We start from the raw sequence: 24,526 nt of genomic DNA, 5'->3' as shown, positions 1-24,526 counted from the left end.
GACTCCTTAGTTGTCGTTATAGCTCAGCTCGCCGCGCAGATCCTGCTGCATCAGAATGCGGATCTCATCGCTGGTGTAATCCTGGCTGAGCAGATAATGCAGTTTGGTCAGCGCCGCCTCGAAGGTCATATCAAAGCCGCTGATCACGCCGGCTTCTGCCAGTGCATGACCGGTGGCATAGCCGCCCATATTGACGCGTCCTGAAATACACTGTGTCAGATTGATCACAATGATGCCGCGCTCTGTGGCCTCCCGTAATGCGGTGAGCAGTTTTGGCTGCTGCGGTGCATTACCGACACCATAGGAGCGGATAATCAGTGCCTTGACCGGCTGCTGCAGAATGTTGTTCACCACATCCACTGACAAGCCCGGATACACGGTTACCACGCCGATGGGCTGCGGGGTGATGTTATGCAGCGTGAAAGGTGCGGTGCTCTGCGGCAGCGGGTGAGTATTGAGATTGCGGATATTAATCCCGGCTTCCATCAGCGGCGGGTAGTTCGGGGAGGTAAAGGCCGCAAAGCCGTCAGCATGTGCTTTGACGGTGCGGTTGCCCCGGTATAAGCGGTTATTGAAGAATAATCCCACTTCATTGACCGGATAATTCGCCGCCAGATAAAGGGCATTAAGCAGATTGATCTGGCCATCTGAGCGCAGTGCCTCAAGCGGGATTTGTGACCCTGTCACAATGACCGGCTTGGTCAGGTTCTCAAACATAAAGGAGAGCGCTGATGCGGTGAACGCCATGGTATCCGTACCATGCAGGATAACGAAACCATCATAGTGGTCATACTGGGCTTTGATATCATCCGCGATACACTGCCAGTCATCCGGTGTCATATCGGAAGAGTCAATCAGCGGCTGGTGCTCGGTGATGGTGAAATCCGGCATCTCCGGACGGAAGAACTCCGGCATTTTGGCAACCTGGCGCTGAAGGTGGCCGGAAACAGGGATATAGCCCTGCGCCGAGTGCTGCATACCGATAGTCCCGCCGGTATAGACCACATAAATGGATTTCTTTTGCATGTTACTGCTCTTAACAATGAGTACAGGGAAGGAAATTATAGGGGCTTCAGAAATAAAAAAAAGCCTGTTCGTCACGAACAGGCTTTTGTCAGCTGAGAAGAAAACTTACTGAATATTGGTGCAATTTAAGCAGAATGCATAACGGTACTGCGGATCCGTCAGCATTTTCATAAAGGATGCCTGCTGTGTCAGCTGTGCACCGACCGGCGCCGGGATCAGTCCCTGCAATGATGACGGCAGTGTCACCTTCACATTACCGGCCGTTTCCGCGAGCAGTCTGTCAATGAATGTCATTTCCGGCTGCATCCAGTTCAGTACCGGATGCTCAACAGAAGCCAGTTCTGCCGCTTTGGCAACCGCATCATCAAAATCACCGAGTTTGTCGACCAGACCGTTAGCTTTGGCATCTGAACCGACCCAGACACGACCCTGCGCAATTTTATCCACTTCCTCCGGCGTCTTGTGACGGGATTTGGCAACGAGATTAATAAAATTGCTGTAGCCGCTTTCAATATAGAGCTGCATCAGCTCTGAGAATTCCGGTGTCAGTGCTTTGGTTACGGTGGCATCGGCCAGCGGCGAGGTGGACACGCCGTCAGTGTGCACGCCGATTTCGCTCAGCGAGTCCTCAAATGTGGTGACTACGCCGAAAATACCGATGGAGCCGGTAATGGTGCTCGGTGAGGCAACAATGTAGTTTGCCGGTGTTGAGACCCAGTAACCGCCGGAAGCTGCCACGCCGCCCATGGAAACCACCACTGCCTTGCCGCTCTGTTTCAGTGCCGCGACTTCCGCACGGATCTGCTCCGATGCCGTCACACTGCCGCCCGGGCTGTTCACCCGCAGTACCAGCGCTTTCACTTCCGGATCCAGACGGGCTTCGCGGAGTTGTGCGGCGATAGTATCACTGCCGGCCATGCCGGGGGCATCCGGGCCGTCAACGATAGCACCCTGAACCACAACCACAGCGATATTACCGGTGGTCTTGCCCTGCGGCACGCCGATGTTCATGTTTTTGGCGTACTCGGTAAACGGAATCGCATTGATTGTGTTGTTCTTCTTATCCCAGCCGAAAGTTTTGGCCATTTCGGATTCAAACACGTTAGCCGGCATGATCTCATCAACCAGTTTTTGCGTGACGGCATAAGCGGCATTATCACCTTTTGCCGTTTTCATCAGAGCCAGCATCTGCTGTGCGCCCGGGAAAATGGTGTTCTTACCGGTTTTGCGGTTTTCCGAGAGACTGGTGAGATAGTTATCCCACAGCACACTGATAAAACGCTGTGTGGATTCGCGGGCTTCCGGTGACATATCATTGCGCAGCATCGGCTCAACCGCTGATTTATAGGTACCGACGCGGAAGATATGGGTTTTCACCTTCAGCATTTCCAGCAATTCGTTATAATACAGCGTATTGGTGGCGAAGCCGTAGATACCGACGCTGCCCTGCGGCGGCATATATATCTTGTCTGCATAGGATGCCAGGTAATATTGAGCCTGATTATAGTTGCCGCTGACGGCATAGACCCGCTTACCCTGTTTGCGGAATTCCGTGATGGTTTTACCGATATACTGAAGTGACGGCTGGTCAGCACCAACGAAATCATCCAGCTTCAGGATCATTCCGGTAATATCCGGGTCGGTGGCGGCGGTACGGATAGTTTCCACCACATCAAACAGGGAGTTTTCCTGTAACTGACCGGAAGACGCGCCAAGCAATTGGAGAGAGAGACTTTCCAGCGGACTGTTACGGGTCAGCTGATCGACGACAACGCCGGAAAGATTTACATATAATGCTCCGGGTTCACGGCTGGTCTGAGTATCCTGCTCACTGAGCAGTGCATAGGCCCCGGCGGCTAACAGCAGTATGATGATAAAAAGGACATTGGCGACAAGCTGACGCACAAAATTCAGTATACGCCAGCTCCATTTAAATATTCCGGCAATGATAGTCCATAAAGTATGCATGACGGCTCCAAAGACAAAGATGTCCTGCTATCGTAAAGAGGATGTGCGGATTTGTCAGCCTGAAAACGACACATTGCGGAAAATATAGGCAGTTAAGCAATCTATCCTTAAAAATAGTGAAAAAAGTGGTAGCTTATTAGCGACTAAAAAAGGGGAAAACCGATGGATGCACTGACATTACTACTCAATCGCCGTTCTGCTTCTCGTCTGACCACACCTGCGCCCGAAGGCGAAGCATTAAAAAATATTCTCAATGCCGGGATGCGTGCGCCGGATCATGGCGCGTTACAGCCCTGGCATTTTATCGTGATGCAGGATGACGGCATCACCAAATTCAGTCAGTTGCTCGAAAAAGCGGCAAAAACAGCCGGACTCGGGCCGGAAGTGGAAGAGAAAGCCCACAATGCGCCACTGCGCGCACCGCTGATTATCACGGTTATCGCGAAAGTGAAGCCGGAACATAAAGTTCCTGAATGGGAGCAGGTCGCGGCGGCAGGTTGTTCGGTTCATGCGATGCAGATGGCTGCTGTGGCTCAGGGCTTCGGCGGGATCTGGCGCACCGGCTCGTGGACAAAGGACCCGGTGGTACGGGAAGGTCTGGGATGTGAGGAGCACGATAAAATTGTCGGCTTTCTGTATCTCGGCACTCCGGCACTGAAAGCGCCTGCCAAAGTGGCGGCACCGGATCTGACACCGTTTGTCACGTATTTCTGAGCGGATTGACGTTAACAAGGAGACTATCATGTCAGAAGCGGTGCGTTTAACGCAATACAGTCACGGCGCGGGTTGCGGCTGTAAAATTTCCCCGAAAGTGCTCGATACCATCCTGCACAGTGAGCAGGCAAAATTTATCGATCCTAATCTGCTGGTCGGCAATGAATCCCGTGATGATGCGGCGGTGTATGATATCGGTAATGGTACCGGCATCATCAGCACCACCGATTTCTTTATGCCGATTGTGGATGACCCGTATGATTTCGGCCGTATCGCGGCCACCAACGCCATCAGTGATATTTATGCTATGGGTGGCAAGCCGATTATGGCGATTGCGATCCTCGGCTGGCCGGTCGCCAAACTGGCCCCGGAAATTGCACAGCAGGTGATTGAGGGCGGGCGTGCGGTCTGCCGTGATGCCGGTATTTCACTGGCGGGCGGTCACTCCATTGATGCGCCTGAGCCGATTTTCGGCCTGGCGGTCACCGGTATCGTCCCGACAGATAAAATCAAACAAAATAACCGTGCGAAAGCCGGTTGCCATCTGCTGCTGACCAAACCGCTGGGTATCGGCATTCTGACTACGGCTGAAAAACAGAGCAAACTGCGTCCGGAACATAAAAATCTGGCGCGTGACACCATGTGTCAGCTCAATAAACCGGGTGCGGACTTCTCTGAAATCGACGGTGTAAAAGCCATGACAGACGTGACCGGTTTTGGTCTGCTCGGCCATCTGAGTGAAATCTGTCAGGGTTCCGGGTTACAAGCCGTAATCCACACTGATTCTGTTCCGGTACTGCCTGGTGTGTATGACTATATTGCACAGGGCTGCTGCCCGGGCGGCACTCAGCGTAACTTTGACAGCTACGGCCACCTTATCGGTGAAATGACCGACGTTCAGCGCAAACTGCTGTGTGATCCGCAGACATCCGGCGGCCTGCTGCTGGCGGTTGATCCGGCGGCGCGTGAGGAAGTGGAGGCAGTTGCCCGCAAATACGGCCTGACATTAAGCCCGGTCGGTGAACTGACTGAGCCGGACGCATCCCGTGCACTGATTGAAGTCACCGCATAAACATGCGTTTGTTTATTGCCGAAAAGCCCAGCCTCGCCCGTGCGATTGCGGATGTATTACCCAAACCGCACCAGCGGGGGGACGGCTTTATCCGCTGCGGTCAGAATGACTGTGTGACCTGGTGTGTCGGCCACCTGCTGGAGCAGGCAGAGCCGGATGCGTATGATCCGCGTTATGCCCGCTGGAACCTGGCTGATCTGCCGATTATCCCGCAAAAATGGATCCTCAGACCCCGCGACGCGGTGGCGAAACAACTGCGCACCATCGGTACGCTGCTCAGTTCCGCAACGGAAGTTATCCACGCCGGAGACCCCGATCGCGAAGGGCAGTTGCTGGTGGATGAGGTACTGGATTTCCTGGAGCTCGCGCCGGAAAAACGTCAGCAGGTGCAGCGCTGTCTGGTCAATGACCTTAACCCGCAGGCGGTAACCCGGGCAGTGGATAAAATGCGTCTTAACCGTGATTTTATCCCGCTGTGTGTTTCGGCACTGGCACGGGCACGGGCAGACTGGCTCTACGGCATCAATATGACACGCGCTTACACTATTCTCGGCCGTAATGCGGGGTATAACGGTGTGCTTTCGGTCGGCCGGGTGCAGACCCCGGTGCTCGGGCTGGTGGTGCGGCGTGATGAGGAAATTGAAAACTTTGTGCCGCGCGATTTCTTTGAGGTGCGGGCACATATTGTTACCCCGGCGGACGAACGTTTTACGGCAATGTGGGTGCCGAGTGAGGCCTGCCAGGATTATCAGGATGACGAAGGACGCCTGACTCACCGGCCGCTGGCGGAGCATGTGGTCAGCCGCATCACCGGTAAACCGGCCTTTGTGACCGATTTTCAGGATAAAACGGAAAATGAAATCGCGCCGCTGCCGTTTTCACTGTCTGCGTTACAGATTGAGGCTGCCAAACGCTACGGGTTGAGCGCCCAGGCAGTGCTGGATATCTGTCAGCGTCTGTATGAAACCCACAAACTGATTACCTATCCCCGTTCGGACAGCCGTCATCTGCCGGAAGAGCATTTTGCCGGGCGTCACAGTGTGTTCAATGCGATTTCTGTGCATACCCCGCATCTGCTGCCGCAGGATAACCTCGATGATTCGCAGCGTAACCGCTGCTGGGACGATAAAAAGGTCGATGCGCACCACGCCATCATTCCGACCGCCAAATCGGTCACCGTGTCGCTCAGTGAGAATGAAGCCAATATCTACGAGCTGATTGCGCGTCAGTATCTGATGCAGTTTATGCCGGATGCACAATACCGCAAATGCGTGATTGAGCTGGATATCGCCAACGGCAAATTTGTGGCAAAGGCGCGTTTCCTTTCTCAGGCAGGCTGGCGGACCATGCTGGGTGCCAAAGAGCGTGACGAGGAAAACGAAGGTACACCGCTGCCGGTGCTGACCAAAGGGGATGAACTCCTGTGTGAGCGCGGTGAAGTGGTGGAGCGTCAGACTCAGCCGCCGAGACCCTTTACCGATGCCACGCTGCTGTCAGCAATGACCGGGATTGCCCGGTTTGTGAAAGATAAGGCGCTGAAAAAAGTACTGCGCGAAACTGACGGACTGGGCACTGAAGCGACCCGCGCCGGGATTATCGAACTGCTGTTCCGCCGCGAGTTTTTGTACAAAAAAGGGCGGAATATTCATTCGTCCCCGGCAGGGCGCGCACTGATTCATGTTCTGCCCGAAATGGCCACCTTACCGGATATGACGGCGCACTGGGAATCCACACTGACACAAATCAGTGAAAAACAGTATCGTTATCAGGATTTTATGGTGCCGTTGTCTGAAACACTGACCGGGCTGATAAACCAGGCCCGGCAGAACCGGAATGTCCGTGCTTTCCGTGATTTACCACCACCGCCGCAGGCGAAGAAGGCCGGCGCGAAAGGCAAAGGTAAAACCGCTGCGAAGGGCAAAGGGAAGACCGGCGGAAAAAAAGCGCCGCTACAGGAAGAAGAATAAAAAATGTCCCGCACTGCGGGACATTTTTTTATCAGCGGGTTAAATCAAATTCAGCCCAGATTGGCGCGTGGTCAGAGGGTTTTTCCATACCACGGATTTCATAATCAATGCCGGTGGCGGTACAGCGTGGTGCCAGCGAGTTGCTTGCCAGAATCAGGTCAATCCGCAGTCCCCGGTTGTCATCAAAGCCGCGTGAACGGTAATCGAACCACGAGAAACGGTCGTCTGCATCCGGATACATCGCGCGGTAAGTGTCAGTCAGTCCCCAACTGAGCAGGCGATCCATCCACTCGCGCTCTTCCGGCAGGAAAGAGCATTTGCCGGTCTTCAGCCAGCGTTTGCGGTTGGCGTCACCAATTCCGATATCAATATCCTGCGGGCTGATATTCATATCACCCATAATAACAATCGGATCCTGGTTGGAGCGCCCGGACAGATAGTCCTGTAAATCCTGATAGAACTTGGTTTTCGCCGGGAATTTCAGCGGGTGGTCGCGGCTCTCTCCCTGGGGGAAATAACCGTTAATCACTGTCAGTACCCCGGCCGGGGTATCAATATCCGCCATAATCAGGCGGCGCTGGGCATCTTCATCATCCCCGGCGAAGCCTTTGCGCACGGCAAGCGGCTCTGCTTTGGTCAGCAGGGCGACGCCGTAATGGGATTTCTGGCCGTGATAAAAAATGTGGTAGCCGAGGTGTTTCAGGTCATCGAGCGGGAACATCTCGTCATGGACTTTGGTTTCCTGGAGGCCGATAACATCAGGCTGATGCTGTGCGATAATCGCTTCCAACTGGTGAGGCCGGGCTCTTAACCCGTTAATGTTAAAAGAGACAAACTTCATAGAATTCCAACCGGTTGATGAGTTAACAACAAAAGAGTAACAGATCGCAGAAAAAAAGTAACCCGCCGGCAGAATAATAAAAACCGGCACACCCGGCAGGGGTTAATATATCTTAATTTTAATTGACAAAATAATCAGCATTAATAATGATTATTCTTTCTTCTGTACAGTGAAATGAAATGGGTGTGATAAAAATCGGAAGGAAGATTTTAGTGTTTATGTATTAATCTTTAAAATGAAATTTAATAAAACAGAATAATAAAAATATAACATTGCATTATTGTTATTGTATAAATTTTAATAAAAATCGTATTTAAACTCTTTGTGTAAGAAAAAAACACCAGAAATAAAGTCGTTACATATCAATAAGTAATTATTTAACTGATTATTTACTACAGCACAGGAATCGACATTATGTTTTTTTCAAGGAAGTTAGAAGCCTTTATGGCCGTTGTTGAATACGGCTCACTCAGCAAGGCAGCAAAAGTGATGAACAGGACAACCCCGCCGGTGGCGAAGTCTATCAAGGACTTTGAGATCTCGCTGGGTAAGCGTTTATTTAAACGCGAAAAATTTGGTATGAGCCTGACGCGGGAAGGAATGGAGTTGTACAATGATCTTAAGGATCTTTATATGCAGGAAAAAGAAATCACCAAAAAACATATCAGTGGAACGATATGTAATAAGGTGAATATATTTTATGACTGGGGGAAAAGTAAATATATTGCGGCACTGTACCGGACGGCATTCAAAGCAGGTATACAAATTAATATATTTCGTTTCCACTATGATTGTATTGATGAAATAAATGATTTCGAGGGCAATACGCTGATACTGTCGTCAGAGCAGGTTATCAGCGAACGTTTTAGGCTGCTGCGCCACTTACCGCAGGGACAAATCGGAATTTGCTGCCGTCGTTCACTGTTTCAGGACTGTGATAACAATTTACAGACATTATTATCCTCCTGTGTCTGGTTATGTGAGCCGTTATTATATGAAAGCCCGTTACTCAAAACATTATTGCTGCAGCTCGGTGAGCAGAGCAAACATGAACATGTGCATCTGATCGACAATGTGAACAGTTATCTGCATCTGCTGATTGACGGAGATTATCTCTGCTTTATTGACGAACACCCGAAAACGCTGCCGTACAGCGATGAGCTGATTTTTCTGCCGTTATCGCAGAGTGAGGCGGAAAATCATTGTTATCTGTACAAATCGAAATCACACGCGAGTGTGCTGAACAAAATAATGGATTGTATTGAGAATATGAAATAACAGGAGAGAAGAGAGATGGTGGTGGGAGAAGGATTCGAACCTTCGAAGTCTGTGACGGCAGATTTACAGTCTGCTCCCTTTGGCCGCTTGGGTATCCCACCAAAAATCAAATTGTCTGTCCGTTCAGCTGTTGCCTTGGAACGGGCTGCATAATAGCAAATATGCGGACGCTGTAAAGTAAAAAAAGAGAAAAAATGTGTGGTCGTTGTTTTTTTGCCCGAAGTGCACGTTAACCGTGCAACTTCAGGCAATTAAGCCGTTATAAAATGACAGTACGGTTACCGTAAACGAATACCCGTTGTGTCAGAACACGCCCCAGGGCATGGCTGAGCACATTTTTTTCCACGTCACGACCGGCCATGACCATATCATCGGCGCTGTAAGTGTGGTCGACGTTAATCACGCTCTGGTGAATGATCGGACCTTCGTCGAGGTTATCATTCACATAGTGCGCGGTGGCACCGATAATCTTCACGCCGCGCTCATATGCCTGATGATAAGGCCGTGCACCGATAAAGGCCGGCAGGAAGGAGTGGTGGATGTTGATAATCTGGTTCGGATAGTGCTGCACAAATGCCGGGGTCAGCACACGCATGTATTTCGCCAGCACGACGTAATCCGGCTGATACTGATCAATCTGCTGAATGATCTGCATATCATGCTGCTCACGGGTCAGTCCGTCGTGGCTGATATGATGGAACGGAATACCAAACTGTGTGACCAGATGAGACAGCAGATCGTGGTTGCCGATAACCGCCGCGATTTCGACATCCAGACCGCCGTAGGCGCTTTTCATCAGGATATCGCCGAGGCAGTGTGCTTCTTTGGTCACCATAATGACAATGCGGCGGCGTCCGGCGGTGGTTAATTCGCGTGTGGAGCCTTTCGGCAGGGCATCATCCAGGTCGGTCAGCAGGGTTTCATCGTTAAAAATCCCTTCCAGCTCGGTGCGCATAAAAAAGCGGCCGGTACGGTGATCAACGAATTCATTGTTCTGGACAATATTCAGCTGATGCTTGTAACAAATATTGGTGATCTTGGCGATAAGACCTTTTGCGTCAGGGCAAATGGTTCGCAGAATTTTTTTCTGGCTCGTCTGGTGTTGCATGGAAGGTGTGGATCCTTAATAACTGATGTCGGTGATGTTTGTTTACAGAAGGTGCCTGTCCGGTGTCAGGCACAGCATTTTTTATATTTTTTTCCGGAGCCGCAGGGGCAGGGATCATTACGGCCGGTCTGTGGTTTTACGCCGTCGAGGTACATCCAGCCACCGTCAGTCAGGCGAAAACGGGAACGTTCGTGAATGAATTGTTTATCTTCGGACTTTTTATCAATAAAGCAAGCACAAAATTCAACGAAAGCCTCGTCCGGCGCGGTGCCGGGCTGAAAATCAATGACATTCAGTCCCAGCCATTCTGTTTCACCGAACCCGGCGGTCAGTTCTGTCCGCAGTGCTTCCGCGCGTGCCGGCGGATACCATGTCCGGATCAGATGATCAGCATTATGGGTGACAAACGCACTGTAACGCGAACGCATCAGTGCCCGCGCATCGGGGGCGGACTGCGCACCGGAAAGATAAGGCTGGCAACACTGTGCAAAAGTATCCCCGCTGCCGCACGGGCAGGGATCGGTATCTGTAAAATGAGACATAATTATCAAATAATGTGTTCAGGGTAAATAATCGTAAGGAACAGAGCTCAGATGCTACCGGAAATAGCGATCACACGCTATCCTTAATCTCAGCAGCAGTGCGGGAGCAGCGGCATTCCCGGTGTTCCGGGCACGCTGGGTTGTGAGGCCGGGCAGAAAGGGGATGCGATGAAGCAGGCACTGGACGGAAAACGATTGTTAGTCATCGATGACGACCCGGCATTCAATATGGCGCTGTCATCCTATCTGCGCCTTCTCGGTGCCACGGTGTTATCTGCCGGTGACGGTGCGCGCGCATGGGAATGTATAGAACAGGGCTTTCAGCCGGAACTGATTTTCTGTGACCTCAATATGCCGGTGATGACCGGCGCGGAATTTATTGCCCGGTCACAGTCGGATTTACCGGCCATTCCGGTGATTGTTATCTCTGCGACACAAAAAATGTCGGATATCGATGAAGTGCTGCGTCTCGGGGCAAAAGATGTGTTGTTAAAACCCCTGAACAGGCTGGAAGAAGTGAAAAAATTATGTTTGTCCCACCTGTATCCGTCATTTTTCTCACCGGGGGTGCTGGAAAATAATGATCTCTCCGGGATCTGGGCTCAGTTACAACATAATGTGGATGATGTTTTACGTTTATTAAAACAGCTGAATCCGCCGCCGAGCCAGGTGCTGGCCAATTATCAGATCCGCTATGCGCAATTATCTGATAGCTGCCGGGCGGGGCTGGTATTTGATGTGGCAGAATTTTCTGATAATGAAGTGGCGTTTTATTGTCTCGATATCAGTCAGAATACCGGCAACGGCCCGCTGATGGCGATGTTAATCCGCGTCATCTTTAACGATCTGCTAAAACGCTATATTCATAATCACCACCGGAAATTACCGAGCATGACCGCCATCTTAAATAAGCTGAACCGGTTATTACAGGACGCAGGTATTCCGGGACAGCTGCCGCTGCTGCTGGGGTATTATCACACCCGGCGTAAGTCGGTGTTATTGTCCAGTGCCGGTATCAGTGCCGAATTACGCTCTGACAATCATGTGATCCGCGTTAACCGGGGTATTCCGCTGGGGACACTCTCCTCTGTTTATTCCAGCCAGATAAGTGAATTCAGCCGCCATCTGCAATGCCGGATCTGGAACAGCAGCAGTCAGATTAAATTAAGCCTGACCCCCGGACCGCATCAGGGATAATTACCGGACTTTACCAACCCGTTCAGATATTAAACATCTCTTAACACTAAACCGCATTTACGCGGCACAGAGTATTTATCCCGGAAAATTAGCTGGTATACTCAGTCTCATTATTTTTTATAAATCGCGTATTTATTCTGTTTATGCGCATTGAGGATGATGTATGTCAGTGCAGAAAAATAAAGTACACAAGGCTGTGATCCCGGTTGCAGGGTTAGGAACACGTATGCTGCCGGCCACAAAAGCGATTCCGAAAGAAATGCTGCCGCTGGTGGACAAACCGCTTATTCAGTATGTGGTGAATGAATGTATCGCGGCGGGGATCACTGAAATTATTTTAGTAACCCACTCATCAAAAAACTCCATTGAAAACCATTTCGATACCAGCTTTGAACTGGAAGCCATCCTGGAAAAACGTGTAAAACGTCAGTTGCTGGATGAAGTCCAGTCAATCTGTCCGCGTCACGTTACTATCATGCAGACCCGTCAGGGGATCGCCAAAGGGCTTGGCCACGCCGTATTATGCGCCAGACCAATGATTGGTGATGAGCCTTTCGCTGTGGTATTGCCGGATGTGATTATTGATGAATACAGCACTGACCTGGCGAAATTTAACCTGAAAGAAATGATTGCACGTTATGAAGAACACGGTGCAAGCCAGGTAATGGTTGATCCGGTTCCGCAGGAGATGGTGGCAAATTACGGCGTGGTGGATTGCCACGGTGAAAGCCTGGCCGCCGGTGAAAGCAAACCGATGTTTGCCGTGGTGGAAAAACCGGAACCGGCTAAAGCACCGTCGAATATGTCTATCGTCGGGCGTTATGTGCTTTCCCAGGATATCTGGCCGCTGCTGGGGAAAACTGCCCCGGGGGCCGGTGATGAGATCCAGCTGACTGACGCTATCGCCATGCTGATTGAAAAAAATCCGGTGGAGGCGTACCGTCTGGTAGGCCGCAGCCATGACTGCGGCGACAAAATGGGTTATATGAAAGCCTTTGTCGAATACAGCATGCGTCATAAGCACCTGGGTCGTGAATTCTCAGACTGGCTGAAAACATTACAGAATTAATAATTGTTGCAATAGGTGAACTATGAAAGTAACCGTATTTGGAATCGGATATGTCGGTCTGGTGCAGGCGACTGTACTGGCGGAAGTCGGCCATGATGTTATGTGTGTCGATGTTGATGCAAAAAAAGTGGAAAACCTGAAAAATGGTGTGATCCCGATTTTTGAACCGGGCCTGACCCCGCTGGTGAAGAAAAACTATGAAGAAGGCCGTTTAAGCTTCACCACGGATGCGGCACTGGGTGTGGCACACGGCACACTGCAATTCATCGCGGTCGGTACACCGCCGGATGAAGACGGCTCTGCGGATCTGCAATATGTCACCGCGGTTGCCCGTACTATTGCACAGCATATGCAGGACTACAAAGTGGTTATCGATAAATCCACCGTTCCGGTCGGTACCGCGGATAAAGTTAACGCCACGATTAAAGCCACACTGGCTGAACGCGGCGCGGATATTGCCTATGACGTGGTGTCCAACCCTGAATTCCTGAAGGAAGGGGCGGCGGTTGCTGACTGCATGCGTCCTGAGCGCATTGTTATCGGCTGTGATAATGATCGTGTTATCGATATTATCCGCGAACTGTATGAGCCGTTTAACCGTAATCACGACCGCATGATTGTGATGGATATCCGCAGTGCGGAGCTGACCAAATACGCGGCAAACTGCATGCTGGCGACAAAAATCAGCTTTATGAATGAGATCTCCAACCTGGCGGAAATGCTGGGCGCGGATATTGAGAATGTGCGCCAGGGTATCGGTTCTGACTCCCGTATCGGTTATCACTTTATTTATCCGGGCTGCGGCTACGGCGGTTCCTGCTTCCCGAAAGACGTGCAGGCGCTGATCCGCACCGCGGAACATATCGGCTTTACCCCGCGCATTCTGCGTGCGGTGGAAGAAGTGAACGAACAGCAGAAATACAAACTGCCGTCCTTTATCAAACGTCATTTCGGTGAAAACCTGGAAGGTAAAACCTTCGCGGTCTGGGGCCTGTCTTTTAAACCGAATACCGATGATATGCGTGAAGCCTCCAGTCGTATCCTGTTACAGGAATTATGGGCCGCCGGTGCCAAAGTTCAGGCGTATGACCCGGAAGCGATGCAGGAAGCGCAGCGTATTTTCGGGCTGCGTGATGACCTGGCGCTGATGGGTACCAAAGAAGCGGCACTGCATAATGCGGATGCACTGGTTATCTGTACTGAGTGGCAGAGTTTCCGTGCGCCGGACTTCGATGCTATCAAAGCAGGACTGAAAACCCCGGTTATTTTTGACGGACGTAACCTTTATGACCCGGAACGTTTAGAAAATCGCGGCTTTATCTATTATGGTATAGGCCGTGGTGCTTCCATTAATCCGGTAATCTGAGTCTGAATATGAAAATACTTGTAACCGGCGCGGCTGGTTTTATTGGTTATCATGTCTCGCAGCGCCTGCTTGAGCAGGGGCACGAGGTTGTCGGTGCTGACAACCTGAATGACTATTATGATGTGAATCTCAAACAGGCCCGTCTTGATCTGTTATTACCGCATCCGCAATTTCAGTTTTTTAAAATGGATTTGTCGGAGAAAGCGGCTGTCAGTGAGCTGTTCGCCGCACAGAAATTTGAGCGGGTGATCCACCTGGCGGCACAGCCGGGCGTGCGTTACTCCATCCAGAACCCGATGGCGTATATTGACGCGAATATTCTGGGGCATATGAATATTCTGGAAGGGTGCCGTCATCATAACGTCGGGCATCTGATCTACTCCTCCTCAAGTTCTGTATACGGTCTGAACCGCAAACAGCCGTTCTCTGTTGAGGATGATGTGGACCATCCGGTGTCGTTGTATGCGGCAACGAAAAAAGCCAATGAATTAATGTCACACAGTTATTCACATCTTTATCATCTGCCGACAACCGGTCTGCGGTTCTTCACCGTCTACGGCCCGTGGGGTCGTCCGGATATGGCGTTATTTAAGTTTGTGAAAGCCATGCTGGACGGAAAACCGATCGATGTGTATAACCACGGCAATATGGTGCGCGATTTCACCTATGTCGGTGATATTGCGGAAGCGGTGGTGCGTCTGGTGGATGTGGTTCCGGCGGTAAATAATGACTGGACGGTGGAAGAAGGGCTGAAGTCAGCCAGCTCTGCGCCGTACAAAATTTATAATGTCGGTAACGGTCAGCCGACCCGGCTGGGTGATTTTATTCAGGCGATTGAAACGGCGCTGGATATTAAAGCTGACAAACACTATATGGATATGCAGGATGGTGATGTGTTATCCACTTGTGCAGACTCCTCCGAATTGTATAAAACGATTGGTTTCTCACCGGATACGCCGGTTAATTACGGCGTACAGCAGTTTGTTGACTGGTATATATCGTTTTATCACGGAAAAAAATAAATAACAGCAACGGTTATAAGTATAAAAAGGAGGCGAAAGCCTCCTTTTTGCTGTCCGTCTGACCGGCAGATATAAAAAAGCCCTTCAGAGAAGGGCTTTTCCGGCAGATATTATCACTTACTTGATTAAGAAATCGTTCAGAGATTTACCTTCGTTATCGATAGCTTGTTTGATCACAGCTGGTGTACGGCCCTGGCCGGTCCAGGTTTTGCTTTCACCGTTTTCATCGATATATTCGTATTTGGCAGGGCGCTGAGCACGCTTGGATTTGCGGGCTGTTTTGCCTGTACCCATAGACTGAATTAATTCTTCCGGGTTGATATTCTGCTTTTCAAGCAGCTGACGGAATTCTTCTAATTTACGGGTGCGCTCTTCTTCTTTAGCCTGAGCCTGGGATTCTTCCAGACGGCGTTCTTCAACAACAGAAGTCAGCTTTTCCAGAATTTCTTCTAAAACTTCTAAGCTGGATTCTCTCGCCTGAGCGCGAAGAGTACGGATATTATTAAATGGCTTCAAAGATTCACTCATAATCCTGGTCTCAAATTAAATGTTGGCTGGTGTATAGATAATAATAGATTGCTATTTAAAAATCTGCAATAGCAAATTTCGGAGTAAGGTTAAAACACATTTTTTTTAAAAGCAATTATTTCTGAGGAATAATAAGGGTCTTTTTGGCTTTTCGTTTAAATTTGATAAGGGGACGGGGTGAAAATGCGTTGATGTTCAGCATCTTCATAAAAATTGTTCATAAATGTGGTAGGGAATACAAATTATATTTAACCTTATCTTATGTAAAGAAACGTTATTCTTCGCTCCCGGTATAATGAAAAACAGGATAAAGCGAAGGATACCTGATAACAACAGTGAATATCCGGTATGTAACCATGACCTGTGTGAATTTACGTGTGTGATGAACTCAGGATATTGTGCATGCGATCACGGCATGTGTGAAATACAGATTGCGCTGTTTTTAACACTAATGTGTTAGTATTGTCCCGGATCTTGAATGTGTAAGGGGAGAGAGCCGGTGGCTCAGCTTTATTTTTATTACTCCGCAATGAATGCGGGAAAATCGACAGCGTTACTGCAGTCATCCTATAACTACAATGAACGCGGCATGCGCACGCTGATATTTACCGCAGAGATAGACAACCGCTATGAGCAGAGCAAAGTCACCTCACGTATCGGCCTGAGCGCCGATGCACGGGTCTTTGGCCCTGAGACGGACGTCAGCTCGGTTATTATCCGTGAACATCAGCAGACACCCGTACACTGCGTATTAATCGATGAATGCCAGTTCCTGACCAAAGCACAGGTGGAACAGCTCTGCTGTATCGTCGACGATATTGATATCCCGGTTCTGTGTTACGGGTTACGCACAGACTTTAAAGGTGAGTTATTCAGCGGCAGCCATTATTTATTAGCCTGGGCGGATAAATTAGTTGAATTAAAAACTATTTGTTATTGCGGACGAAAAGCCAGCCGTGTTTTACGTTACGACGGACAGGGGCGGGTTATGTCAGATGGTGCACAAATTGACATCGGCGGTAATGAAAAATATGTATCCGTCTGCCGCAAACATTACAATGAAGCGATACGCGAAGTAAAAGCAGCAGAATATCGGTCATAAATCAGGGAAGCCTCTCTGTTATACAAAAAGTGCCGGGCGTCATTGTCCGGCTTTTTTATATCCGCTGCGGATTGCGCCGGATATCAAAAAACACCGGAACGGTTTCTGCAGGGAAAGTGATGAGGCGGTATTTGAGTCAGCAGGGATAAAATACCGGTGAATACCCCCGGGAGTTACCACAGTTTTGTAACGGGTATTAAGTGAAATATTAAAAACCGGCTGTTCCGGAAAACATGATCAAAAGTGAACAGCTGTTAATACAAAGACAATTATTTAATAATTATTATGAGACGGATATAAAAAAGCCCTCCGGGGAGGGCTTTATGGTTATTATTTGCCGGATTGATGATTATTTCTTAGCATTCCGTTTGGCAACCGGTTTTGGCGCCGCAACAGGAACAGATTCGTCATAGGTGCGTCCGTAATAGGTATCCAGCATGATTTGTTTTAATTCTGCAATCAGCGGATAACGCGGGTTTGCACCGGTACACTGGTCATCAAAGGCATCTTCGGACAGTTTATCCAGTTTTGCCAGGAATTCGGCTTCCGGCACACCGGCTTCACGGATGGATTTCGGGATCCCCAGAGATGCTTTGATTTCATCCAGCCAGATCAGCAGTTTTTCAATCTTCTGCGCGGTACGGTCACCGGCAGCACTCAGTTGCAGATGGTCAGCAATCTCCGCGTAACGGCGGCGCGCCTGCGGACGGTCATACTGGCTGAACGCAGTCTGTTTGGTCGGGTTATCGGTAGCGTTATAACGGATGACGTTACAGATGAGCAGGGCATTAGCCAGACCGTGCGGAATATGGAACTCAGAGCCCAGTTTGTGCGCCATGGAGTGACATACCCCGAGGAAGGCGTTGGCAAACGCGATACCGGCGATAGTCGCGGCATTATGTACGCGTTCACGGGCAACCGGGTTCTTCGCACCTTCGTGATAGCTGGCCGGTAAAAACTCTTTCAGCAGTTTCAGCGCCTGTAATGCCTGGCCGTCAGAGAATTCGTTTGCCAGCACGGATACATACGCTTCCAGTGCGTGAGTGACCGCATCCAGCCCGCCGAACGCGGTGAGGGATTTCGGCATGTTCATCACCAGGTTGGCATCAACAATCGCCATATCCGGGGTCAGCGCATAGTCCGCCAGCGGGTATTTCTGGCCGGTGGTATCATCTGTCACAACTGCAAACGGAGTCACTTCAGAACCGGTACCGGATGTGGTGGTGATAGCAACCATTTTTGCTTTCACGCCCATTTTCGGGAACTTATAGATACGTTTACGGATATCCATAAAGCGCAGTGCCAGTTCCTCAAAATGGGTTTCCGGATGCTCATACATCACCCACATAATTTTGGCTGCATCCATCGGGGAGCCGCCGCCGAGGGCAATAATCACGTCCGGTTTGAAGCTGTTCATTTGCTCTGCGCCTTTGCGGACCACAGAAAGTGTCGGGTCAGCTTCCACTTCAAAGAAAATTTCCACTTCCATACCGTAGGATTTCAGCACACGGGTGACTTCATCCACATAGCCGTTATTGAACAGATAGCCGTCAGTCACGATAAAGGCGCGTTTTGCACCGTCACCGGCGATCTCTTCCAGGGCAACCGGCAGAGAACCACGGCGGAAATAGATAGATTTCGGAAGTTTATGCCACAACATATTTTCAGCTCGTTTTGCCACGGTTTTGGTGTTGATCAGATGTTTCGGTCCGACGTTTTCGGAAATGGAGTTACCACCCCAGGAGCCGCAACCCAGTGTCAGTGACGGAGACAGTTTGAAGTTATACAGGTCGCCGATCCCACCCTGTGATGCCGGGGTGTTAATCAGGATACGTGCGGTTTTCATCTTCTCACCGAAGAATTTCACGCGCTCCGGCTGGTTGTCCTGATCGGTATATAAGCAGGAGGTGTGGCCGATCCCGCCCATTTCCACCAGTTTTTCCGCTTTGATCACCGCGTCTTCAAAATCTTTGCCGCGGTACATGGCTAACAGCGGGGAGAGTTTTTCGTGTGCAAACGGCTCGGATTCATCCACTACGGAGACCGCACCGATAAGAATTTTGGTCCAGGCAGGTACTTCGATACCGGCCATTTCAGCAATTTTCACCGCAGACTGACCGACAATTTTCGCATTCAGTCCGCCGTTGAGCAGAATGATGTCCTGAACGGCTTTCAGCTCTTTGCCTTTCAGAATATAACCGCCGTGGGTTTCAAAACGTTCTTTGACCTGCTCATACACATCATCCACTACGATAACCGATTGCTCAGAGGCACAAATCACGCCGTTATCGAAGGTTTTTGACATCAGAATAGAGGCCACCGCGCGTTTGATATCAGCGGTTTCATCAATTACGACAGGGGTGTTACCCGCGCCCACACCAATGGCCGGTTTACCGGAACTGTAGGCGGCTTTCACCATGCCCGGCCCGCCGGTGGCGAGGATCAGGTTGGTATCAGCGTGATGCATCAGGGCATTGGACAATTCCACTGACGGCTCGTCGATCCAGCCGATAATATCTTTCGGGGCACCGGCGGCAACAGCCGCGTTGAGGACAATCTCTGCTGCTCTGTTGGTGGCTTTTTTCGCACGCGGATGCGGGGAGAAAATGATCCCGTTACGGGTTTTCAGGCTGATCAGCGCTTTAAAAATTGCGGTGGAGGTCGGGTTAGTGGTCGGGACGATACCGCAGATAATACCGATAGGTTCTGCGATGGTGATGGTGCCGAAGGTCGGGTCTTCCGATAAGATGCCGCAGGTTTTCTCATCGCGGTAGGCGTTATAGATATATTCAGAAGCAAAATGGTTTTTGATCACTTTATCTTCAATAATACCCATGCCGGACTCTTCAACCGCCAGTTTTGCCAGCGGGATACGGGCATCTGCTGCGGCGAGTGCCGCGGCCCGGAAGATAGCATCCACCTGTTCCTGGGAGAAACCGGCAAACTCGCGCTGAGCTTTCTTCACGCGGACAACTAATTCATTGAGTTCGGTAACGTTCGTTACGGCCATACAGATCACTCCTGATAAATTGTTAAACTTTTTAAGCAAATCAGCGGATTGATACAATTTGATTATAGCGGTGATATCTTCCGGTAACTAAATCGATTTTGCCGGTAACATAATGCAGATATGCCCGCTGATTTGCTTAAAAAGCCCGTCAGGTCTTTCTGTTCACATTATAGTTGAATCGATTCAACTATAATGAAAGCAGCTTAACATTCAGGGGAAATATTAAAGTGATCTAAATCACAAATGTATCAAGCTGGCACCATTCAGCATGAGTCAAAACGGGAACAATACGGAGTGACGGGAATGGTATCGGGTTTCAATTTCACAGAAGAACTGATGATTGTCTGAAATTCAGGCAGAAGTAAGGCGATATAACTGTATCGAATCAGCCGGAAGCAGAAAATATTCTGCGTAAAGCAATTCCTTTTCCTGCACATTCAACGGTATGATGTCTGTGTTAATAATCACATTTATAATTATTACAACCCCCAGGCGATAGCCTGCTGTTATTATCAGCAGGCTATCACTGTATTATCATCAGGTTGAGGATCCTTTGTGGGCAACACTTTGCTGGATTTTTCCGGTTATTTAAAATTTTTTGTCGGCTTATTTGCCTTAGTCAACCCGGTCGGTATTTTGCCGGTCTTTATGAGCATGACAAATTATCAGACTGCCGCAGTGCGCAATAAGACCAACATGATTGCGAACTTTTCGGTGGCCGTGATTTTGTGCACATCACTTCTGGTCGGCGATAAGATCCTCATTATGTTCGGTATTTCCATCGAATCTTTCCGGATAGCGGGGGGGACACTGATTGTCCTCATCGCCATGTCCATGATCAGCGGTAAGCTGGGGGAAGATAAGCAGAACAAACAGGAGCAGTCGGAAACGGCTATCCGCGACAATATCGGTGTGGTGCCGCTGGCGCTGCCGCTGATGGCGGGGCCGGGGGCTATCAGTTCCTGTGTGGTCTGGAGTGCCCGCTGGCAGGGCTGGCAGAACTTTTTCGGACTGGCGCTGACCAGCATCGTATTCGCGTTCTGCTGCTGGCTGTTGTTCCGCTCCGCGGGACTGTGGGTAAAATACCTCGGACAAACCGGCATCAACGTAGTGACCCGTATTATGGGTCTGATGCTGATGTCATTAGGTATTGAGCTGATCATTACCGGCATGAAAATGAGTTTCCCGGGATTATTGTCATAATCACGTAGTTCATTATTATCAGAACGGGGCCATCGGCCCCGTTTTTATATCTCTTAGTTCTCCATCCGGTGGTCGCCGCGCAGCAGGGCGGCGCGATCAAATTCCCGTTCAATTTTCCCGTTCGCCATAAATGCCGCCCGGTCTGACATATGCGCCACCACATCCGCATCGTGACTGACCAGCAGATAGGTCATGCCGTGGGCGGTTTTCAGATGATTAAGCAGATTGAGAATTTCCGCCTGCACAGACATATCAAGTGCGGATGTTGGTTCATCGAGTAACAGGATTTGTGGGCGCAGCATCAGGGCACGGGCAATAGCAATGCGCTGGCGCTGTCCGCCGGAGAGCTGATGCGGATAACGCTGTGCCACATCCGGCGGCAGCCCGACAGATACAATGGCCTCTGCCACCCGGTTGCCGATGTCATTTTCGCGGTGAATGCGTAATGGTTCGGAAAGCGCCCGGTGAATAGTATGGAACGGATGCAGAGACGCATAAGGATCCTGAAAGACCATCTGCACATTGCGGCGCAAAGCCCCCTGATAACGCTGGCCGGGGTGGATATGCTGTGACAGCAGTTGCACGCCGCCCAGCCATTCCCGCTGTAATCCGGCGATCACCCGCAAAATGGTGGATTTTCCACAGCCGGACTCACCGATAAGACTGAACGTCTCTCCGGCATTGAGATGAAAACCGGCCTGACAAACCACCTGCCGCTGTCCGAAGCTGACGGAAAGATTATTAACTTCAATAATCGGCGCTGAATTATTTTCCGGCATGATGTGTCTCCTGAGTCAGTAACGCCTGCAGGGCGGTGCGATCCAATACCGGCAAATCGGTGCCGTAAGTCTGTGCATCCGGGCGGCAGGTCCATAATGTGCGGGTGTAAGGATGTGTTGCCTGCGGCAGTTGTGCGGCGGGCAGTTCATCCACCTGCTGACCCTGATACATCACCATCACGCGCTGACAATGGGCCGCTACCAGCGGCAAATCGTGGCTTATCAGCAGAAGCCCCATCCGGCGCTCCTCACACTGGCTGACAATCAGCTCCAGAATCTGGTGGCGCAGCCGGGCATCCAGGGCGGAGGTCGGCTCGTCGGCAATTAAGACCGAAGGGTTGTTGATCAGGCCAATCGCAATCATGGCACGCTGTCCCATACCACCGGAAAGTTGTCCCGGATAGCGGGAGAGCGCCTGTTCTGATAACCCGGCGGCACGGGCCATTTCAAAAACACGGTCGCGGCGATCAGATTTGTTCAGTGTCTGATGACGCAGCAGGGATTCTTCAATCTGCTGATACAGATTTCTGACCGGATTCAGCGCATAGCGCGGATCCTGCATGATCATGGCAATGTCATTGCCGCGCAGTGCCGCCCACTGTTTTTCCCGCAGAGACAGCAGGGAGGTCTGACCGAATGTCAGTGTATCCGCACTGACAATCCCCGGTTTGCGCACCAGGCCCATCAACGCTCTGGCGGTCATGGATTTGCCGGAACCGGATTCCCCGACCAGCGCCAGCCGCTCCTGCCCCAGGGTAAAGGAGATATTTTTCACCACTTGTGCGCGGGGGTAATCCACACACAAATTACGGACACAAATAAGCGGCTCAGTCATGTTGCGGCTCCATAATATCCCGTAAACCATCACCCAGAAGATTGAATGCCATACCGGCAATCAGAATGGCCGCGCCGGGAACGGCGGCTATCCACCACTGGTCAAAAATAACCTGCATACCATCAGCAATCATGGCTCCCCATTCCGCCATCGGCGGTTGTGCGCCCAGCCCGAGGAAACCCAGACCGGCGGCCGCCAGGATAATGGTGGCGAGATCCAGTGCCAACCGGACAATAGCTGACGGCAGACAGAGCGGCAGAATGTGTCCCCACAGCAGACGCAGACCACGGATCCCCAGCATTTCCGCACTGGCCAGATAATCACTGTTGCGCAGATGGCGGATTTCACTGCGTGCCTGGCGGGCATAGGCGGGCCACGAGGTCAGGGCGAGAGCCAGTGCGCCGTTAATCAGCCCCGGGCCGAGAATAGCAACAAAGGCAAACGCGAGGATCAGGCGCGGCATCGACATGACAATATCGGTAAAGCGCATCAGAATCGTTTCCACCCAGCGGCCGTAAAATCCGGCCAGAATGCCGATCAATAACCCGGCGGGCAGGGTGATTGCTGCGACCAGTGCAACCAGACCAAACATCGGGCGGGTGCCGTAGATCAGGCGGGAGAGCACATCACGTCCGTAGCTGTCCGTTCCGAGCCAGTGTTGAGCATCCGGTGCCAGCAGGCGTTGTGCCGGGTTTTGCAGTACCGGGTCATAAGGGGCGAGCCACGGCGCAAACAACGCCACCAGCAGCAGAAACAGAATAATCAGGGTGCCCGTCAGCGCGGACGGGGAACGGCGGATTTTCGGCAGTAATGTCATGATTTCACCCGCGGATCCGTTAAACGCACAATCATATCTGTCACGTTATTAATAAAGATAAAGCAGATACCGATCACCAGGGTCCCGCCCATTACGGCGGTGGTATCCCCGGCAAATAAGGCGGCGGTCAGGTAACGGCCGATGCCGGGCCAGGAAAAGACCGTTTCGGTCAGTACCGCGCCCTCCAGCATCCCTGTATAGGCAAGGGCAATCACTGTGATCAGCGTCCCCCGGATATTCGGCAGCACATGACGGAACAGTACCTGCATGTCGGTATTGCCTTTGGCGCGGGCCAGCGTGACATACTCTTTATTCATTTCACTCAGACAGGCGGCGCGCGTCAGCCGGGTGATCCCCGCCAGGCAAAAATAGGCCAGTAACGACACCGGCAGGATCAGGTGTGCCACCGCATTGGTAAATGCGCCGGGGTCATCGGACAACCAGGTGTCGATCAGCACAAAACCGGTTTTCGCCTCGACGGTATACTGATAGATATCATCCAGCCGCCCCGGGCCGGGGCTCCATTGCAGCGTGGCGTAGAACAGCAGCAGCATCAGCAGTCCCAGCCAGAAAACCGGTACTGAGTTGCCAAGGAGTGTCAGGGTGCGGATGATAAAATCAAATGGTGTTCCGGCATAACGGGCGCATAACACGCCGCAGAGAATGCCGAGCGAAGCGCCGATCAACAGTGAGAGCGTCGCCAGTTCAATGGTCGCGGGCAGGGTGGTCAGCACGCCGTCGAGCACCGGCTGTCCCATAGAGGAGGCCATGCCGAGATCGCCGTGCAGCAGACGCTCTGCATAATGCCAGAACTGAATATAGACGGGTTGATCGAGCCCCAGCTCCAGCCGTACCTGCTCATAGGTCTCATGGCTGGCGTGATCGCCGACAATCTGTAATACCCGGTCAACCGGTGAGAGTGCCGACAATGCAAAGGTGATCACCAGTAATCCGAGCAGTGTCAGCGCAAGGGTAAAAATACCCTGAAGCGTCACACGCAGCGTATGGCGAAACAGTGTTCCGGCAGGGGAAATATCGGACATACAGCAGTTCCTGAATAAAAACAAAACACACAAACCCCG

General features: G+C 51.0%; 21 protein-coding genes and 1 tRNA gene. 10 read left to right on the top strand and 12 right to left on the bottom strand.

Annotated elements, in window-relative coordinates; translation table 11 throughout:
* Window positions 1–6: 6 nt before the first annotated feature.
* Both ansA and sppA read right to left on the bottom strand, forming a co-directional pair.
* Complete coding sequence (gene ansA, locus X965_RS05105; RefSeq protein WP_004235543.1) at window positions 7–1,026, bottom strand: asparaginase; 1,020 nt, start codon at window positions 1,024–1,026, stop codon at window positions 7–9.
* Window positions 1,027–1,131: 105 nt separating this feature from the next.
* The gene (gene sppA / locus X965_RS05100) at window positions 1,132–2,994 is read right to left on the bottom strand and encodes a signal peptide peptidase SppA (RefSeq protein WP_036417294.1); all 1,863 of its coding nucleotides are present in this window, start codon (window positions 2,992–2,994) and stop codon (window positions 1,132–1,134) included.
* A 162-nt stretch (window positions 2,995–3,156) separates the two neighbouring features.
* Between sppA and X965_RS05095 the strand changes: the two genes are divergently transcribed.
* The 3 genes from X965_RS05095 to X965_RS05085 are packed head-to-tail and all read left to right on the top strand — an operon-like array spanning window position 3,157 to window position 6,747.
* On the top strand, window positions 3,157–3,708 hold the full coding sequence (locus X965_RS05095; protein WP_036417293.1) for an NAD(P)H nitroreductase: 552 nt from the start codon (window positions 3,157–3,159) through the stop codon (window positions 3,706–3,708).
* A 28-nt stretch (window positions 3,709–3,736) separates the two neighbouring features.
* Window positions 3,737–4,780, top strand: coding sequence for a selenide, water dikinase SelD (gene selD, locus X965_RS05090; protein ID WP_036417291.1), 1,044 nt, complete (start codon window positions 3,737–3,739; stop codon window positions 4,778–4,780).
* Between the two features lie 2 nt (window positions 4,781–4,782).
* Window positions 4,783–6,747, top strand: a complete 1,965-nt coding sequence (locus X965_RS05085; protein ID WP_036417289.1) for a DNA topoisomerase III — start codon at window positions 4,783–4,785, stop codon at window positions 6,745–6,747.
* A gap of 31 nt (window positions 6,748–6,778) precedes the next feature.
* Here the strand turns inward: X965_RS05085 and xthA are convergent, their stop codons facing one another.
* The gene (xthA, locus tag X965_RS05080) at window positions 6,779–7,588 is read right to left on the bottom strand and encodes an exodeoxyribonuclease III (protein WP_004235548.1); all 810 of its coding nucleotides are present in this window, start codon (window positions 7,586–7,588) and stop codon (window positions 6,779–6,781) included.
* A 414-nt stretch (window positions 7,589–8,002) separates the two neighbouring features.
* On the opposite strand from xthA, the gene X965_RS05075 reads away from it, so the two are divergent.
* Window positions 8,003–8,866, top strand: a complete 864-nt coding sequence (locus X965_RS05075; protein WP_036417287.1) for a LysR family transcriptional regulator — start codon at window positions 8,003–8,005, stop codon at window positions 8,864–8,866.
* A 16-nt stretch (window positions 8,867–8,882) separates the two neighbouring features.
* Here X965_RS05075 and X965_RS05070 read toward each other — a convergent pair.
* From X965_RS05070 to X965_RS05060, 3 genes are all read right to left on the bottom strand, one after another.
* Window positions 8,883–8,967: transfer RNA gene (locus tag X965_RS05070), tRNA-Tyr, on the bottom strand.
* A gap of 158 nt (window positions 8,968–9,125) precedes the next feature.
* Window positions 9,126–9,974 (bottom strand): formyltetrahydrofolate deformylase, encoded by an 849-nt coding sequence (purU, locus tag X965_RS05065; protein WP_004239162.1) that lies wholly within the window; start codon window positions 9,972–9,974, stop codon window positions 9,126–9,128.
* 65 nt (window positions 9,975–10,039) lie between these two features.
* Window positions 10,040–10,516: a YchJ family metal-binding protein gene (locus X965_RS05060; RefSeq protein WP_004238203.1), complete on the bottom strand. Its 477-nt coding sequence runs from the start codon at window positions 10,514–10,516 to the stop codon at window positions 10,040–10,042.
* Between the two features lie 168 nt (window positions 10,517–10,684).
* Here X965_RS05060 and rssB point away from each other — a divergent pair, with 168 nt between their 5' ends.
* From rssB to X965_RS05040, 4 genes are all read left to right on the top strand, one after another.
* Window positions 10,685–11,713 carry a two-component system response regulator RssB gene (gene rssB / locus X965_RS05055; protein WP_004238202.1) on the top strand — a complete coding sequence of 343 codons (1,029 nt, stop codon included), beginning with the start codon at window positions 10,685–10,687 and terminating at the stop codon, window positions 11,711–11,713.
* Window positions 11,714–11,876: 163 nt separating this feature from the next.
* Entirely contained in the window at window positions 11,877–12,782 is a 906-nt protein-coding gene (gene galU / locus X965_RS05050; RefSeq protein WP_032098117.1) for a UTP--glucose-1-phosphate uridylyltransferase GalU, read from the top strand.
* Window positions 12,783–12,804: 22 nt separating this feature from the next.
* On the top strand, window positions 12,805–14,148 hold the full coding sequence (locus X965_RS05045; RefSeq protein WP_004238197.1) for a UDP-glucose/GDP-mannose dehydrogenase family protein: 1,344 nt from the start codon (window positions 12,805–12,807) through the stop codon (window positions 14,146–14,148).
* An 8-nt stretch (window positions 14,149–14,156) separates the two neighbouring features.
* On the top strand, window positions 14,157–15,170 hold the full coding sequence (locus X965_RS05040) for an NAD-dependent epimerase (RefSeq protein WP_036417284.1): 1,014 nt from the start codon (window positions 14,157–14,159) through the stop codon (window positions 15,168–15,170).
* Window positions 15,171–15,287: 117 nt separating this feature from the next.
* Here the strand turns inward: X965_RS05040 and X965_RS05035 are convergent, their stop codons facing one another.
* Window positions 15,288–15,698: an H-NS family nucleoid-associated regulatory protein gene (locus X965_RS05035; RefSeq protein ID WP_004238195.1), complete on the bottom strand. Its 411-nt coding sequence runs from the start codon at window positions 15,696–15,698 to the stop codon at window positions 15,288–15,290.
* A 499-nt stretch (window positions 15,699–16,197) separates the two neighbouring features.
* On the opposite strand from X965_RS05035, the gene X965_RS05030 reads away from it, so the two are divergent.
* A complete protein-coding gene (locus X965_RS05030; RefSeq protein ID WP_004239170.1) occupies window positions 16,198–16,800 on the top strand; it encodes a thymidine kinase in 603 nt (200 codons plus the stop codon).
* A 349-nt stretch (window positions 16,801–17,149) separates the two neighbouring features.
* Here the strand turns inward: X965_RS05030 and adhE are convergent, their stop codons facing one another.
* A complete protein-coding gene (gene adhE / locus X965_RS05025) occupies window positions 17,150–19,810 on the bottom strand; it encodes a bifunctional acetaldehyde-CoA/alcohol dehydrogenase (RefSeq protein ID WP_024473182.1) in 2,661 nt (886 codons plus the stop codon).
* 555 nt (window positions 19,811–20,365) lie between these two features.
* On the opposite strand from adhE, the gene X965_RS05020 reads away from it, so the two are divergent.
* Window positions 20,366–21,013 (top strand): YchE family NAAT transporter, encoded by a 648-nt coding sequence (locus X965_RS05020; protein ID WP_004239175.1) that lies wholly within the window; start codon window positions 20,366–20,368, stop codon window positions 21,011–21,013.
* Between the two features lie 53 nt (window positions 21,014–21,066).
* On the opposite strand, the gene X965_RS05015 is transcribed toward X965_RS05020, so the two are convergent.
* The 4 genes from X965_RS05015 to X965_RS05000 are packed head-to-tail and all read right to left on the bottom strand — an operon-like array spanning window position 21,067 to window position 24,487.
* Complete coding sequence (locus tag X965_RS05015) at window positions 21,067–21,792, bottom strand: ABC transporter ATP-binding protein (RefSeq protein WP_004238191.1); 726 nt, start codon at window positions 21,790–21,792, stop codon at window positions 21,067–21,069.
* Window positions 21,779–22,627, bottom strand: coding sequence for an ABC transporter ATP-binding protein (locus X965_RS05010; protein ID WP_015422739.1), 849 nt, complete (start codon window positions 22,625–22,627; stop codon window positions 21,779–21,781). The genes X965_RS05015 and X965_RS05010 overlap by 14 nt, the downstream gene beginning before the upstream one ends.
* Window positions 22,620–23,444 carry an ABC transporter permease gene (locus tag X965_RS05005; protein WP_004238189.1) on the bottom strand — a complete coding sequence of 275 codons (825 nt, stop codon included), beginning with the start codon at window positions 23,442–23,444 and terminating at the stop codon, window positions 22,620–22,622. Before X965_RS05005 ends, X965_RS05010 begins: the two co-directional genes overlap by 8 nt.
* Window positions 23,441–24,487, bottom strand: coding sequence for an ABC transporter permease (locus X965_RS05000; RefSeq protein ID WP_004238188.1), 1,047 nt, complete (start codon window positions 24,485–24,487; stop codon window positions 23,441–23,443). The genes X965_RS05005 and X965_RS05000 overlap by 4 nt, the downstream gene beginning before the upstream one ends.
* Between the last annotated feature and the right edge of the window lie 39 nt (window positions 24,488–24,526).

Origin of the sequence: Morganella sp. EGD-HP17 (assembly GCF_000512315.2) — a bacterium.
GTDB classification, from domain to species: domain Bacteria; phylum Pseudomonadota; class Gammaproteobacteria; order Enterobacterales; family Enterobacteriaceae; genus Morganella; species Morganella morganii.
The sequence above is the reverse complement of the archived record's forward strand: the minus strand, read 5'-3'. Positions and strand labels throughout refer to the sequence as shown.

What these genes read in the sequence shown, in the direction of transcription:
- purU (WP_004239162.1), bottom strand. Translation starts at nt 9,974, where the DNA reads ATGCAACACCAGACGAGCCAGAAAAAAATTCTGCGAACCATTTGCCCT.
- sppA (WP_036417294.1), bottom strand. Translation starts at nt 2,994, where the DNA reads ATGCATACTTTATGGACTATCATTGCCGGAATATTTAAATGGAGCTGG.
- X965_RS05010 (WP_015422739.1), bottom strand. Translation starts at nt 22,627, where the DNA reads ATGACTGAGCCGCTTATTTGTGTCCGTAATTTGTGTGTGGATTACCCC.
- selD (WP_036417291.1), top strand. Translation starts at nt 3,737, where the DNA reads ATGTCAGAAGCGGTGCGTTTAACGCAATACAGTCACGGCGCGGGTTGC.
- X965_RS05000 (WP_004238188.1), bottom strand. Translation starts at nt 24,487, where the DNA reads ATGTCCGATATTTCCCCTGCCGGAACACTGTTTCGCCATACGCTGCGT.
- rssB (WP_004238202.1), top strand. Translation starts at nt 10,685, where the DNA reads ATGAAGCAGGCACTGGACGGAAAACGATTGTTAGTCATCGATGACGAC.
- xthA (WP_004235548.1), bottom strand. Translation starts at nt 7,588, where the DNA reads ATGAAGTTTGTCTCTTTTAACATTAACGGGTTAAGAGCCCGGCCTCAC.
- adhE (WP_024473182.1), bottom strand. Translation starts at nt 19,810, where the DNA reads ATGGCCGTAACGAACGTTACCGAACTCAATGAATTAGTTGTCCGCGTG.
- X965_RS05035 (WP_004238195.1), bottom strand. Translation starts at nt 15,698, where the DNA reads ATGAGTGAATCTTTGAAGCCATTTAATAATATCCGTACTCTTCGCGCT.
- X965_RS05005 (WP_004238189.1), bottom strand. Translation starts at nt 23,444, where the DNA reads ATGACATTACTGCCGAAAATCCGCCGTTCCCCGTCCGCGCTGACGGGC.
- X965_RS05040 (WP_036417284.1), top strand. Translation starts at nt 14,157, where the DNA reads ATGAAAATACTTGTAACCGGCGCGGCTGGTTTTATTGGTTATCATGTC.
- X965_RS05085 (WP_036417289.1), top strand. Translation starts at nt 4,783, where the DNA reads ATGCGTTTGTTTATTGCCGAAAAGCCCAGCCTCGCCCGTGCGATTGCG.
- X965_RS05095 (WP_036417293.1), top strand. Translation starts at nt 3,157, where the DNA reads ATGGATGCACTGACATTACTACTCAATCGCCGTTCTGCTTCTCGTCTG.
- ansA (WP_004235543.1), bottom strand. Translation starts at nt 1,026, where the DNA reads ATGCAAAAGAAATCCATTTATGTGGTCTATACCGGCGGGACTATCGGT.
- X965_RS05060 (WP_004238203.1), bottom strand. Translation starts at nt 10,516, where the DNA reads ATGTCTCATTTTACAGATACCGATCCCTGCCCGTGCGGCAGCGGGGAT.
- X965_RS05075 (WP_036417287.1), top strand. Translation starts at nt 8,003, where the DNA reads ATGTTTTTTTCAAGGAAGTTAGAAGCCTTTATGGCCGTTGTTGAATAC.
- X965_RS05015 (WP_004238191.1), bottom strand. Translation starts at nt 21,792, where the DNA reads ATGCCGGAAAATAATTCAGCGCCGATTATTGAAGTTAATAATCTTTCC.
- X965_RS05045 (WP_004238197.1), top strand. Translation starts at nt 12,805, where the DNA reads ATGAAAGTAACCGTATTTGGAATCGGATATGTCGGTCTGGTGCAGGCG.
- galU (WP_032098117.1), top strand. Translation starts at nt 11,877, where the DNA reads ATGTCAGTGCAGAAAAATAAAGTACACAAGGCTGTGATCCCGGTTGCA.